The organism is Cereibacter ovatus, assembly GCF_900207575.1.
In the GTDB taxonomy this organism is placed as follows: domain Bacteria; phylum Pseudomonadota; class Alphaproteobacteria; order Rhodobacterales; family Rhodobacteraceae; genus Cereibacter_A; species Cereibacter_A ovatus.
The window spans coordinates 329,693-342,895 of record NZ_OAOQ01000002.1 but is presented as its reverse complement, the minus strand read 5'-3'; the positions used below and the strand labels follow the sequence as shown (position 1 = coordinate 342,895).

At 67.7% G+C, this 13,203-nt stretch carries 13 protein-coding genes, 2 tRNA genes and 1 pseudogene; 6 read left to right on the top strand and 10 right to left on the bottom strand.

Annotated features, from left to right (window positions below; translation table 11 throughout):
* Nucleotides 1-32 precede the first annotated feature (32 nt).
* The gene (locus CRO07_RS03915; protein ID WP_097029371.1) at nt 33-809 is read right to left on the bottom strand and encodes a DUF6478 family protein; all 777 of its coding nucleotides are present in this window, start codon (nt 807-809) and stop codon (nt 33-35) included.
* 2 nt (nt 810-811) lie between these two features.
* Nucleotides 812-1,366: a cation transport ATPase gene (locus CRO07_RS03910; RefSeq protein WP_097029370.1), complete on the bottom strand. Its 555-nt coding sequence runs from the start codon at nt 1,364-1,366 to the stop codon at nt 812-814.
* 279 nt (nt 1,367-1,645) lie between these two features.
* On the opposite strand from CRO07_RS03910, the gene accD reads away from it, so the two are divergent.
* A complete protein-coding gene (gene accD / locus CRO07_RS03905; protein ID WP_097029369.1) occupies nt 1,646-2,599 on the top strand; it encodes an acetyl-CoA carboxylase, carboxyltransferase subunit beta in 954 nt (317 codons plus the stop codon).
* Nucleotides 2,596-3,870: a bifunctional folylpolyglutamate synthase/dihydrofolate synthase gene (locus CRO07_RS03900; RefSeq protein ID WP_097029368.1), complete on the top strand. Its 1,275-nt coding sequence runs from the start codon at nt 2,596-2,598 to the stop codon at nt 3,868-3,870. Before accD ends, CRO07_RS03900 begins: the two co-directional genes overlap by 4 nt.
* Nucleotides 3,871-3,996: 126 nt before the next feature.
* On the opposite strand, the gene CRO07_RS03895 is transcribed toward CRO07_RS03900, so the two are convergent.
* The 6 genes from CRO07_RS03895 to dapF are packed head-to-tail and all read right to left on the bottom strand — an operon-like array spanning nt 3,997 to nt 10,632.
* The gene (locus CRO07_RS03895; protein WP_097029367.1) at nt 3,997-4,485 is read right to left on the bottom strand and encodes an RNA pyrophosphohydrolase; all 489 of its coding nucleotides are present in this window, start codon (nt 4,483-4,485) and stop codon (nt 3,997-3,999) included.
* Between the two features lie 13 nt (nt 4,486-4,498).
* Nucleotides 4,499-5,854 (bottom strand): S41 family peptidase, encoded by a 1,356-nt coding sequence (locus tag CRO07_RS03890; RefSeq protein ID WP_097029366.1) that lies wholly within the window; start codon nt 5,852-5,854, stop codon nt 4,499-4,501.
* A 7-nt stretch (nt 5,855-5,861) separates the two neighbouring features.
* Nucleotides 5,862-6,974, bottom strand: a complete 1,113-nt coding sequence (locus CRO07_RS03885; protein WP_097029365.1) for a murein hydrolase activator EnvC family protein — start codon at nt 6,972-6,974, stop codon at nt 5,862-5,864.
* Nucleotides 6,971-8,491, bottom strand: a complete 1,521-nt coding sequence (gene gpmI / locus CRO07_RS03880) for a 2,3-bisphosphoglycerate-independent phosphoglycerate mutase (RefSeq protein WP_097029364.1) — start codon at nt 8,489-8,491, stop codon at nt 6,971-6,973. The genes CRO07_RS03885 and gpmI overlap by 4 nt, the downstream gene beginning before the upstream one ends.
* Nucleotides 8,492-8,521: 30 nt before the next feature.
* Nucleotides 8,522-9,799: a tRNA (N(6)-L-threonylcarbamoyladenosine(37)-C(2))-methylthiotransferase MtaB gene (gene mtaB / locus CRO07_RS03875; RefSeq protein ID WP_097029363.1), complete on the bottom strand. Its 1,278-nt coding sequence runs from the start codon at nt 9,797-9,799 to the stop codon at nt 8,522-8,524.
* Nucleotides 9,796-10,632, bottom strand: coding sequence for a diaminopimelate epimerase (gene dapF / locus CRO07_RS03870; protein ID WP_097029362.1), 837 nt, complete (start codon nt 10,630-10,632; stop codon nt 9,796-9,798). The genes mtaB and dapF overlap by 4 nt, the downstream gene beginning before the upstream one ends.
* 145 nt (nt 10,633-10,777) lie before the next feature.
* On the opposite strand from dapF, the gene CRO07_RS03865 reads away from it, so the two are divergent.
* Together CRO07_RS03865 and CRO07_RS19570 are read left to right on the top strand one after the other, a co-directional pair.
* Nucleotides 10,778-10,852, top strand: a tRNA-Lys gene (locus tag CRO07_RS03865).
* A 376-nt stretch (nt 10,853-11,228) separates the two neighbouring features.
* Nucleotides 11,229-11,321: pseudogene (locus CRO07_RS19570) on the top strand (transposase domain-containing protein); the annotation flags it as partial.
* A gap of 188 nt (nt 11,322-11,509) precedes the next feature.
* On the opposite strand, the gene CRO07_RS03860 reads toward CRO07_RS19570, so the two are convergent.
* Complete coding sequence (locus tag CRO07_RS03860) at nt 11,510-11,767, bottom strand: hypothetical protein (protein ID WP_097029361.1); 258 nt, start codon at nt 11,765-11,767, stop codon at nt 11,510-11,512.
* 280 nt (nt 11,768-12,047) lie between these two features.
* Between CRO07_RS03860 and CRO07_RS03855 the strand changes: the two genes are divergently transcribed.
* Nucleotides 12,048-12,329, top strand: a complete 282-nt coding sequence (locus CRO07_RS03855; protein ID WP_204839982.1) for a hypothetical protein — start codon at nt 12,048-12,050, stop codon at nt 12,327-12,329.
* Nucleotides 12,326-12,637, top strand: a complete 312-nt coding sequence (locus tag CRO07_RS03850; RefSeq protein ID WP_097029359.1) for a hypothetical protein — start codon at nt 12,326-12,328, stop codon at nt 12,635-12,637. The genes CRO07_RS03855 and CRO07_RS03850 overlap by 4 nt, the downstream gene beginning before the upstream one ends.
* 106 nt (nt 12,638-12,743) lie before the next feature.
* Here CRO07_RS03850 and CRO07_RS03845 read toward each other — a convergent pair.
* Nucleotides 12,744-12,819: transfer RNA gene (locus CRO07_RS03845), tRNA-Thr, on the bottom strand.
* Nucleotides 12,820-13,203: the final 384 nt, after the last annotated feature.

The following is a 13,203-nucleotide window of genomic DNA, read 5'->3' as shown; positions in this document are numbered from 1 at the left end:
CCACAGGGTGTCGCGTGCCGCGCCTGTCATGGCTACACCTCGGCCCGCGGGCGCCGGCCAAGCGTGAGATCGCGCAGCAGAACCCGGTTCATCCGCGGCGCATCAAAGATCAGGTCAAGCCACAGCCTGTCCACCCGCGCCTCGTCGATCGCGGTGTAGCCAAGGTCGAACTCGACCACCGGCGCCACCTCACCGGGGGGCAGTTCGCGCACGATCTGTTCGGTGTTGGGGCCGTGGCGGACGTTCAGCCGGGCATAGATGCGCATCGGCCGTTCCAGATCCAGCGCGGTTTCCAACCGGATCAGATGCCGCTTTTGCAGGCCCTGCGCCGCCGCATCCGGCAGATCCAGCACCAGCGACAGAAAGCGGCCATCAAAGCCGAACACCTCGATCCGCAGACCATAGGGCGCAAGGTCGGCCTCGCCCGTGGTGCGGATCTGGCGCAGCGTGATTTCGCTGTCGCGGCAGTCGTGGAACAGCGTGGCACCGGGGGCGATCTCGGCGCGGGGGGGCGCGGGGGCCATGCCGGGCAGCGGCGCCGGCAGGCGCCACAGATCCGGGCGCCACGACCAGTCGGTGCCCAGCGGCCGGCGCATCGCGGTCGAGCCGATCATCGGCAGCCGCAGCCGATCCTCGGCCACATGCAGCAAGCGGTCGATCTGGCGCCGCAGCGCCCGCCCGCGCCCGCGCAACAGCCGCAGCGTGGCGGGATCGACGGCGGCAGCGGCGGCATCGGCGGCCCGACGCCAGCGCCGCAGCGCAGCCCTGTGCACAAGCCGGTCGATCACAGTGTCAAAGCGCCGGCCCATGGTCAGTTGCGCGCGGGGCCGCGGTTCGCAGCCTTCATCGCGGTCACGAAGGCCCCGATCAGCCGCTTGCCGTTCTCGCGCGCCAGCGGGGCCGCGGCGGTGCCGGTCGCGGTCAGCGTCACCAGCCGCCCCTTCAACGACACCACCGCGCGCCAGCTTTCGGTCTGGCCATGATGGCCGCGGCTGGTATCGCGCAGCCGCAGCAGAAAGGCATCGTCCACGCCCCAAGCCTCAAGCATCTCGACCCGACGCGGATCGCCCGACCGGCTGAGCGCCGCCCGACCGGCATCCGAGGCGAAAAACGCCGCCAGTTCCTGCCCCCGACCGTCCAGATCCATCCCCGATCCCGGCGCGCCCACCACCGCGGTCAGGATCGCGGGGGGGCGGTCGGTCACGCCCTCGCACCGGCCGATCAGCACAAGGCCGGTCCGGGCCGACGCCTCTTTGTCGATGCAATAGCCCGAAGGGGGCGCGACACGCACCCCTTCGGCCAGCACAGCCGGCGCAAGGCTCAGCAAAAGCGCGGCCAGACCGGCCCTGACGGTCCAGCGCCTCATCGGGCGTGACCCTTGCGGCCGAACCGCATCTGCGCCCCGCCGCCCGAACCGCGGCGCCGGGGCTGCTTCGACCTGTCGGGACGCGCGTTCCTCATCCTGGCCTCTGGCATGGTGGCTGTTTCGGGAATACTGGCGCCAACCCTGCGCGGCAAGCAGGATCGCGCCGCCCCCGCCCCGCCCGGCGGCACAGGGCGTCACAGGGGCCGCCCGCCCGATTGCATTTCCCGCCCCCCCGGACTATTTCCCCTTCAACGCCGCGACCGGAAGGGCAAGCCCCGCATGAACTGGATCTCCAACTACGTCCGCCCGAAGATCAACTCGCTGTTCTCGCGCCGCGAGGTGCCCGAGAACCTGTGGACCAAGTGCCCGGAATGCGGAACGATGCTGTTTCACCGCGAGCTGGCCGAGAACCTGAATGTCTGCTCGACCTGCGACCATCACATGGGCATCAGCCCGCGCGATCGGTTCGCCGCGATGTTCGACGGCGGCATCTTCACCGAGGTCGAGGTGCCGCAGCCGCTGGCCGACCCGCTGGTGTTCCGCGACCAGAAGAAATACCCCGAGCGGATGAAGGCCGCCCGCAACGCGACCGGCGAAAAAGAGGCGATGCTGGTCGTCGAAGGCGAGATGGCCCGCACCCCCGTGGTCGCCGCCGCGCAGGATTTCAGCTTCATGGCGGGCTCCATGGGGATGTATGTCGGCAATGCGATCATCGCCGCCGCCGAACGCGCCGTGCAGCGCAAATGCCCGCTGGTCCTGTTCGCCGCAGCCGGGGGCGCACGGATGCAGGAAGGCATCCTGTCGCTGATGCAGATGCCGCGCACCACCGTCGCGGTGCAGATGCTGCGCGAGGCCGGCCTGCCCTACATCTGCGTGCTGACCCATCCCACCACCGGCGGCGTCACCGCATCCTATGCCATGCTGGGCGATGTGCAGATCGCCGAACCCAACGCCCTGATCTGCTTTGCCGGCCCCCGCGTGATCGAACAGACCATCCGCGAGAAACTGCCCGAAGGCTTCCAGCGCGCGGAATATCTGCTCGATCACGGGATGCTTGACCGCGTGACCCACCGCAAGAACATGCGCGAGGAACTGGTCACCATCCTGCGGATGCTGATGAACCAGCCCCCGGCGATCAAGGGCGACCTGCCCGCCCCGGAGATCAAGCCGGTGATCGACCTGCCGCCCCCCGCCACCCCCGAAGCCGTGATCCCAGAGAAAGCCGCCGAGTGAGCCTGCCCGCCTCGGACCTCATCCTGCAGCGGATGATGTCGCTGCATCCGAAGATCATCGACCTGACACTTGACCGGGTGCATCGGCTTCTGGCAGCACTCGGCCACCCCGAACGCCGCCTGCCCCCGGTGATCCATATCGCCGGAACCAACGGCAAAGGATCGACCCAGGCGATGATCCGTGCCGGGCTGGAATCGCAGGGGCAGAAGGTCCACGCCTATACCTCGCCCCATCTGGCGCGGTTTCACGAACGCATCCGCCTTGCGGGCGATCTGATCTCGGAACCGGCGCTGTCAGCCCTGCTGGACGAATGCCTGGACGCGAACGGTCCCGAGCCGATCACCTTCTTCGAAATCACCACCTGCGCGGCGCTGCTGGCCTTCGCCCGAACCCCCGCCGACGTCACACTTCTGGAAGTGGGCCTCGGCGGCCGGCTCGACGCGACCAATGTGGTGGACAGCCCCCGCCTGACGATCCTCACCCCGATCTCGATCGACCATCAGCAGTATCTGGGCGAAACCCTGCCCGAGATCGCCGGTGAAAAGGCCGGCATCCTGAAACGCCTCACCCCCTGCATCGTCGGCCCGCAACTCCCCGAGGCGCTTGCCGTGATCGAGACCCGCGCCGCCCGCCTCGGCGCCCCCCTCCTTGCCCATGGCCAGCACTGGCACGCGTTCGAAGACCGCGGCCGCCTGATCTTTCAGGACGAAACCGGCCTTCTCGACCTGCCGCTGCCGAACCTGCCCGGCCCCCATCAGATCCAGAACGCCGGCGCCGCACTGATGGCGCTGCGCCACCTCGGCCAACCCGAAACCGCGGCCGAAGCCGCCGTCACCCGCGCCGACTGGCCCGCACGGATGCAACGCCTGCGCCGCGGCCCGCTGGCGGACAGCGCCCCCGGCATCGAACTCTGGCTCGACGGCGGCCATAACCCGGCCGGAGGCGAAGCCATCGCCGCCACCCTCGCCCGGATGCCCCCACGCCCGACCCACCTGATCTGCGGGATGCTGAACACCAAGGACGTGACCGGCTACATGCGCCCGCTCGCACCGCACACCACCCACCTCCACGCCGTGGAAATCCCCGGCGAACAGAACACGCTGCCCGCCGAAACCACCGCCACCAGCGCCCGCGCCGCCGGTATAAAGGCCAGCACCGCCACATCGGTCACCGCGGCCCTTGCCACGATCGCAACTCAAACCCCCGCCGCCCGCGTCCTGATCTGCGGCTCACTCTACCTCGCCGGCACGATCCTGCGCGAAAACGGCTGAAGCCCCCCGGGGCATCCCCCTTCATTCTGGCCCAAATATCCCGCGGGGGTCCGGGGGCGCGAAGCCCCCGGCGCCCGGCCCATGGCACGAACCGCACCGCCCGGGAACCATACCCGGCGCCGACCCTCAACGCAGATGGCTGCGGAACATCCCCACCACCTGCTCATAGACCGCGCGCTTGAACGGCACGATCGCCGCGATCATCTCATCCGCCCCGATCCAGCACCAGCGCGAGAATTCGGCATGATCGGTGCCGATTCCCACCTGATCGTCGGTGCCCAGATAGCGGAGCAGGAACCACTTCTGCCGCTGGCCGCGGTATTTCCCGCCCCAGACCTTGCCCAGCAACTCGGGCGGCAGATCGTAGGTCACCCACTCCGGCGCCTTGGCCACGAACTCGACCAGATCGGCGGTGATGCCGGTCTCCTCGCACAACTCGCGCAGGGCGGCTTCGCGGGGCTTCTCGCCCTCGTCGATCCCGCCCTGCGGCATCTGCCAGGCCGGCACCGGGCTGTCGATGCGCTGCCCGGCAAAGATCAGCCCCTCGGCATTGATCAGCACGATCCCCACACAGGGCCGATAGGGCAGCGCCTCGGCGTCGATCACACGGTCCATCCCCGCCCCCCTATCACGGTTTCGGCGCGATGGCCGACAGGCCCTTCAGGATATCGACGGCATAGGCCAGCTGATAATCCTCGTCGCGCAGCTTGGCGGCTTCCTCGGCGCGGGCGCGTTCGGCTTCCATCTGCTTCTTCTCGTCTTCGGTCATCGAATCGTTCGACAGCACGCCGCGCAGGTCGGCCTCGGACCGGCTGCGCGCGGCGGCCGACGCCTGCGCCTCGGTTTCGGTCTCGGCCTCGGTTTCGGCGGGCTTTGCCGGCGGCTGGTTCACCACGATGTCGGGCGCCACACCCAGCGCCTGGATCGACCGCCCCGAGGGCGTGTAATAGCGCGCCGTGGTCAGCCGCATCGCGCCCTCGCCGCGCAGCGGGATCACGGTCTGGACCGACCCCTTGCCAAAGCTTTTGTTGCCCACCACGATCGCCCGGCGGTGATCCTGCAACGCACCCGCCACGATCTCGGAGGCCGAGGCCGAACCGCTATTGATCAGCACCACCATCGGCTTGCCGCCGATCAGGTCGCCCGGCGTGGCGTTGAACCGCTCGCCATCGCCAGCCTCCCGACCGCGGGTCGAGACGATCTCGCCCTTGTCAAGGAAGGCATCCGACACCTGAATCGCCTGCGTCAGCAGCCCGCCGGGGTTGTTGCGCAAGTCCAGCACCACGCCATTCACCTTGTCGAGCCCGCCCAGTTCCTTGGCGCCCTTTTCCAACCCCTCTTTCAGCCCCGAGAAGGTCTGATCGTTGAAGGTGGTCAGCCGCACCACCACGGTATCGCCAACCACGCGGCTGCGCGCGGCGACCAGCTTGATCGTGTCGCGGATGATCGACACGTCGAACGGCTCGGTCTTGCCCTCGCGGACGACGGTGATGATGATCTCGGACCCCACCGGCCCGCGCATCATGTCCACCGCCTGATCCAGCGTCAGACCCAGCATGGATTCGCCGTTCACATGGGTGATGAAATCGCCCGCCTCGATCCCGGCGGCATCCGCGGGCGTGCCATCCATTGGCGAGACGACCTTCACGAAGCCGTCCTCTTGGGTGACCTCGATGCCCAACCCGCCGAATTCGCCGCGGGTCTGCACCTGCATGTCGTCGAAATCCTCGGGCGGCAGATAGCTGGAATGCGGATCAAGCGAGGTCAGCATCCCGTTGATCGCGGCCTCGATCAGCTTGTCGGTCTCGACCTCTTCGACATACTGGCCGCGGATGCGTTCGAAGATGTCGCCGAACAGATCAAGCTGTTCATAGACCGATTTCGAGCGCGCCTGTTCCTGCGCGACAAGCGGGCCGGCCACCTGCGTCGTCAGCAGCAGGCCGGCGACGGTGCCGCCCAGCGCGGCCATCACGTATTTCCTCATGGCGGTCCTAATCCCCGTTTGCCCCGAACCACTCTGCCGGATCGACCGGCGCGGCCCCTTGCCTAAGTTCCAAGTAAAGCGTTTCCGTATCGCGGGCGCCAGCACCCTGACCGGCGCCCCCCGCCCCGTCGCCCATCCCCCCGTCGCCCCCCATCAGCCCCAGCGGCGCACCGGCCGAAACGACCTCGCCCGTCTCACCATAGACGGTCCCCAGCCCCGCCAATACAAGCAGATAGCCGGCGCCGGGTTCAAGGATCATCACATTTCCGTAGTCAAGCAGCGGCCCGCGATAGCGGATCGTCGCCGGCCATGGCGCCGTCACCAGCGCCTGCGGCCGCGTCACCACCACCATGCCCGGACGGCGCACGCCGGCGGCGTCGGCCTCGTTTGCGCGGTGCAGGATCGTGCCCAGCACCGGCAGCGGCAACCGGCCCCGCGCGCCTTCGAAATCCGGTGCCGGCGCGGTGCCGGGGGCGACCGCCGCCAACCCGACGGCGAAAGCCTCCAGCGTGTCGGCGCTTTCCAGCAGACCCTTCAGCACTTCGGGATCGTCGGTGAAGCGGCGCGGCAGATCGACCCGATCCGAGATCGCCTGCGACAGTGCTGTGCGCGCCTGTTGCGCAACCGCCAGCCCCTCGGCCAGCGTCTTGCCGGCGGCGGCCTGCAACTCGCGCAGTTCGCGCATTTCCTGCACCTGCTGGCGCAGCGACTCGGCCTGCGCCAGCAGCGCCGGCGTCACCTCGCTCAGGATCATGCCCGACCGCGCGGTGCCCAAGGGCCCCGCCGGATGCATCAGAAGCAGCGGTCCCGGCCGGGCATCCATCCGCGCCAGCACCCCCAGAAGCTGCGAGACCTCATCCCGTTTGGCTTCCAGCAGCAGTTCCAGCGTCGACTGGCGAATCGCCGCCTGCCGCAGATTTTCGCGCAGCGCCTCAAGCCCCTTTTCATAGGCGCGGATCGTGATGGTCAGCGCGGCCACCCGATCGCGGGCGCCCTCGGCCTTCTGGATTTCGGCCACCGCGTCCTGAAGATCGCGTGCCGCCTGCGCCGCTTCCTCGGCCACGGTGAAGGCATGCACCGGGGCGGCCAGCAGCATCGCAAGGGCAAGCGTGCGGATCATGCCTCGATCAGGCTTTGGCCCGTCATCTCCTCGGGCTGGGGCAGACCCATCAGATGCAGCAGCGTCGGCGCCAGATCGGCCAGCCGGCCGGCGCGCAGCCGTGCCCCCGCGGGGCCGTTGAACAGGATCACCGGCACCGGATTGGTGGTGTGGGCGGTATGCGGGCCGCCGGTTTCCGGGTCCACCATCGTCTCGCAATTGCCATGGTCGGCGGTCACGATCATCGCGCCGCCCGCCGCCTGAACCGCCGCCGTCGCACGGGCAAGGCCGCGGTCGACCTCGGCGCAGGCGGCCATCGCGGCGGCCAGATCGCCGGTATGGCCCACCATGTCGGGATTGGCATAGTTCACCACGATCAGATCATACCCCTGCCCGATCGCCTGCACGAGATGTTCGGTCACATCGGGCGCCGACATCTCGGGTTGCAGGTCATAGGTCGCCACCTTGGGCGAGGCCGCCATATAGCGATCTTCCGCCGGTTCCGGCACCTCTTTGCCGCCGTTCAGGAAGAAGGTGACATGGGGATATTTCTCGGTCTCGGCGATGCGGAACTGCCGCAGGCCCTGTTTGGCCACCCATTCGCCCAGCGTGTTGCGGATCACCTGCTTGGGATAGGCGGTGGACATGAAGGCATCATGGGCCGCCGAATAATCGACCATGCCAAGAAAGGTCGACCATGCCGGCCGCGTGCCGGCGTCATAATCGGCAAAGCCGGGCTGACCCAGACCCGACAGGATCTCGCGCGCACGGTCAGCGCGGAAGTTCAGGCAGAAGAAGCCGTCGTCATCCCGCGCACCGGCATAATCGCCCACCACGGTGGGGGCGATGAATTCATCCGTCTCGCCCCGGGCCAGCGCCTCGGCCACGGCCGAGGCTGCATCGGCGGCATGGCCGCCGCGGGCATGCAGCATCGCATCGCTGGCGCGCTGCACCCGATCCCAGCGTTTGTCGCGGTCCATCGCCCAGTAGCGGCCGATCACGGTGCCGATGCGGGCGCCCGCGGGCAGGTCGCGCAGCAACTGGCCCATGAAGTCGCCGGCCGAGGTCGGCGCCACGTCGCGGCCGTCGGTGATCGCATGGATCACCACCGGCACGCCTTCGGCCGCGATCACCCTGACCGCCGCGATCAGGTGCTGGATGTGGCCATGCACCCCGCCGTCCGAGACGACCCCCATCAGATGTGCCGTGCCGCCCGCAGCCTTCACCTTGGCGATGAAGTCGCGCAGCGCCGGGTTCTGCGCAAAGGTGCCCTCCTCGATCGCCAGATCGATGGCACCAAGATCCATCGCCACCACCCGGCCCGCGCCGATATTGGTGTGACCCACCTCGGAATTGCCCATCTGCCCGCGCGGCAGGCCCACATCGGGGCCATGGGTGATCAGCGTCGCGTTGGGGCAGGTCGCCATCAGCCGATCAAAACACGGCGTATCGGCCAGCGCCACGGCATTGGCCTCGCGGGTTTCGCGAAGGCCCCAGCCGTCAAGAATGCAGAGAACGACGGGTTTCGGTGCGGACATGACAGGGCCTTTCACTGATCTGGCGGGGTTTTACGCCGCAAGGCCCGCCTCGGCAACCACGCCGGTCAGCCGGCCTTCGGCATGGCCGGTGATGGTGGCGGAAATGATCCGACCCTCGGGCAGGTCATGGGCAAAACCGACCTCGGTGAACTGCTCGGTCCGGCCCATGCGCGGGCCTTCCATCAGGACGGGGTGGGTCAGGCCCTGTTGCGCCTGAAGATGTGCCGACAGCCGCAGATCGCCCGCAGCGCGCAGCCGCGCCGCACGCGCGCGGATCACCGGGCCGGCAAGCTGCGGCATCCGGGCCGCCGGCGTGCCCGCACGGGCCGAGAACGGGAACACATGCAGGAAGGTCAGCCCGCAATCATCCACCAGCCGCACCGAGTTTTCAAACGCCGCTTCGGTTTCGGTCGGAAAACCCGCGATGATGTCGGCGCCAAGGACCAGATCGGGGCGCAGGCGCCGTGCCTCGTCGCAGAAACGGATGGCGTCATCGCGCAGGTGGCGGCGCTTCATCCGCTTCAGGATCAGATCGTCGCCATGTTGCAGGCTCAGGTGCAGATGCGGCATCAGCCGCGGCTCGGTCGCGATGGCCTGCATCAGCGCGGGGTCCGCCTCGATCGAATCGATGGAGCTGATCCGCAGACGCGCCAGATCCGGCACCAGCCGCAGGATGCGCAGCACCAGATCGCCCAGCCGCGGCGCGGCCGGAAGATCGGCCCCCCAAGAGGTCAGGTCCACCCCGGTCAGCACCACCTCGGCGAATCCCTTGTCCACCAGCCGCTTGATCTGATCGACCACCACCCCCGCAGGGACGGACCGCGAATTGCCCCGGCCATAGGGGATGATGCAAAAGGTGCAGCGGTGATCGCAGCCGTTCTGAACCTGCACATAGGCGCGATGGCGGCCAAAGCCGTCGATCAGATGGCCGGCCGTCTCGCGCACCGACAGGATGTCATCGACCTGCACCCGTTCGGTCTGGCCGATCAGGTCAGGGGTCATCGCGGCCCATGTGGCGGGCTGCATCTTTTCGGTATTGCCGATCACCCGATCCACCTCGGGCATGGCCGCGAAGGTGGCGGGTTCGGTCTGCGCCGCGCAGCCGGTGACGATGATGGTGGCCTGCGGATTGTCGCGACGCAGGCGGCGGATCTCTTGCTTGGCCTTGCGCACCGCCTCGGCCGTCACGGCGCAGGTGTTCACCACCACCGCATTGTCCACCCCCGCCGCGGCGGCAAGTTCCCTCATCGCCTCGGTTTCATAGGCGTTCAGCCGGCAGCCCAGCGTGGAAAAGACCGGCGCGCTCATGCCTGTGCCATCATCGCGGGGGAAAGACGCCCCTCAAACACAGTGGCCACCGGGCCGGACAGCCAGACGCCATCCTTGCGCCAGTCCACTTCCAGCCTGCCGCCGTCCATCTCCAGCGTGACGCGGCGGCCGGTCAGCCCCCGTTCGGCCGCCGCCACCGCCGTGGCGCAGGCGCCCGATCCGCAGGCCAGCGTGATGCCTGCCCCCCTCTCCCACACCCGCAGGCGCAGGCGGTCGGGGGCGACAAGGCTGGCAAATTCCACGTTGGTGCGCTGGGGAAACAACGGGTGATGCTCGATTTCGGGGCCGCGGGCGGCAAGGTCCACCGCCTCGGCATCGGGCACGAAGAAGATGCAATGCGGATTACCCATGCCCACCGCCGCCGGATCGCCGGCAAGTGGCAGATGGGCCGGGTCCACCGCTTCGGCCAGCGGGATCTCGGACCACAGCCGTTGCGGCGCGCCCATGTTCACCGACACAAGGCCATCCGCGCCCCGCACCGCATGAAGCCGCCCCCGCGCCGTCACCAACGAGACCGCATCGCGCCCAAGGCCCCGCATCACCAGATCGCAGACGCAGCGCGTGGCATTCCCGCAGGCCCCCGCGCGCGATCCGTCCGAGTTCCAGAAATCCAGTTCGAAATCGGCCTCTCCGCTGTCGCGGATCTCGGCCAACTGATCGAACCCCACACCGCGGTTGCGATCGCCCAAGGCCCGCGCCAGCGCAGGCGTCGTCACCGCCCCGCGCCCGCGCGAGTCGATCACCACAAAGTCGTTGCCGGCCCCATGCATCTTCAGGAAGCCAAGCCCAGTGAGTGTGCCCATGTCCATCATGCCGCACCCTATACGACGATCCTGATGTTTTTGCCAGAGCAGGCGAATTTTCTGCGCGATTGGCCCTTGACCCCCCGCAGCCGAGTGCGTAGAGAGCGGCGCAGTCAGGAACGACAGTGACAAACGGTCGATCTGGCGCTGGTGAGGGCGGGTAGCTCAGTGGTAGAGCAGCTGACTTTTAATCAGCTGGTCGTGGGTTCGATACCCACCCCGCTCACCATCTTCTCTATGCTTTACAAGCAGTTGAGGTCGGGCACCCGGTGAAGCCGCCGGAGCAGGCCGCTTTGGGGGACAGCTGGGGGACAAAGCGCCGCCGCTGCGTCAGGCTTCAATCTGGCGGAAGAGAACGCTCCGCAGCAGAATGAACCGAGATTCGGCAGGGAGTATATTATTGGCTCAGGCTTGGGATCACGCAGAAGCCCTCCTGCGGCGCGCTTCGAAATCGGTCAAGATCATACGGGTCACCGGCACGGTCCTCGGATCGCTTCTGCTTGGCGTCGGACAGTTCTTCAAGTCTAGCGTCGTGTGTGTCGCCGACGGTCCGTCCCCCTGCGTGCCGGCATGGGTGGTGGACTCCGCCTATCTGGCATTCTGGTTATCTGAAATCCACCCTCGAAGCCATCGCCGCCGGCCATCCGCAAGGCCGGCTGGACGAGTTGCTCCCGTGGAATTACCAGCCGTCAACCTGAAAACCGGGTGGCCGTCCAACGACGCTTACGATCCGGCTCGCTATGGCCGACTTGATCAGCGCCACGGCGAACGGGAGCGAGGTTCGGGCCAGCAGGATCGCTTGCGCCGAGCCATTCGTCACTCGCTTCCGCGAGGGTGCCAAAACGACATGACGTGAAGGCGGGCCGCTGAGCCCGCCCTTGACGCTTCATCCGGCCGCGCATGCCTGCCGAAGTCGCACCAGTGCTCGGGCAGCCTCCACCGGGTTGTCCGACACGCGCGCCTTGGCCACTTCCACCTCGATCTCCAGCCGCTCGAAGATGGGCAGATAGACCGGATCACGCACCGCCAGCTGCGCGGCCAGCCCCCGCCATGCCTCGATCCGAGCGGTGCTGATGAACCCGCCTGCCCAAGCCTGAGGCTGGAGGCTTGGCTGTCTTGAAGCCGGTTTGCTCGCGGTCGTCATGCTGTCTCTCCTTCTCCAGGTCGCAACCACTGGTGGATCCACGTCCGATGTCTGGACTGCGGGTCCAGCCCAGTCCGTTCCACGCCGCGCTTGCTCAACAACTTCAAGAGCTTCTCGGGCGTGGTTCATCCCGTGGATGGCGTGACTTTGTGTCTCTTTGAGGGCGCCGACGGCTTGCGGGTCGACCGCGACATCGACCACTGCGAAAATGCCTCCCACATCGCCGGGCGCAGCATCCGCCTTGACGTCCTCAGGCCGACAACCCGCCGCGGTCAAGGCGGTGGAACTGGCGCTTGATGGCGACGGGGCGGCGCTGCGCCTTTGCTTGGAGCGTATCGCCCCGCCCCGGCGTGACGCCCCCGTGACCTTCGACTTGCCCCGCATGGAAACCGCCCGCGACGCGGCAACGGCTGCTGGCGCGGTGCTGGAAGCGGTGGCGGAAGGTGAACTAACCCCAACCGAAGGGGCGCATATTATGGAGCTGGTAGAAACCTTCCGGCGCACCCTGGAAACAAGCGAACTAGAAGCCCGCGTGGCGGCACTGGAAGGGGGCGCGACATGACCTTGGGGCGGCGGCTTTCACGGCTGGAAGGCAAGCGGGGCGCTGCTGCGGTAGGGCCTTCCGTGATTTTCCTTTGCGAAGCCGAATCCGGTGAACCCTTGGCCGCGATGCTGATGGGCGGCGGCACGCTGACCCGCGAAGATGGGGAAACGGTGGAAGCCTTCACGGCTCGGGCCAACGCGGGTGGAGCTGGCGCGGTTTTTCTGCCCGACAATGGCCGCGACGCGCTTGCAACCGGCAAAGCACCGCGCTGGGCATCCGGGGCGCTGGTAGAGAAGGCTTTGCGAGAAAAACACGCCCCCGACTGACCCGCCCGAAAGCTTAAGCAAGGCCCAAAGGGTGGATAATTGGGGGGATACACCGAACCCAATATTCTGTTTTGCTCATTTAAAACAGAAGCTTACTTTAGAATTATGGTGCCGCACAAGGGACTCGAACCCCCGACCCATCGCTTACGAAGCGATTGCTCTACCAGCTGAGCTAGTGCGGCGCCGCGGTTCTCATAAACGCTCGGGGCGATCCGCGCAAGGGCCGAAACGCACGCGTGGTTCGGCAAGGCGATGGGCGGCCGAATGTCAGCACGCGCGATCTGGGGGCCACACCGCGGCCCTTGGCCGACGCCGGCCCAGTGGCCTTGCGCCGCCTGATGAACGTGGCTGGCGCCGTGTGACCCCTGCCATCCGCAGGCTGCACACGTTCCGCACACAACACGCGGAACGCCTCGGCCGACCTGCCAGACCCGGGGAAATTGCCCAACCGCAGGGCGTCACATGCCCCATGGCCCGCACATCGCCGCCAACACAGCCGCCGGAAGGGCTCTGGACCGCCACGGGGGGGGCTGCGAACCCACCGCCAAGATTTCCCCGTCGCGGTG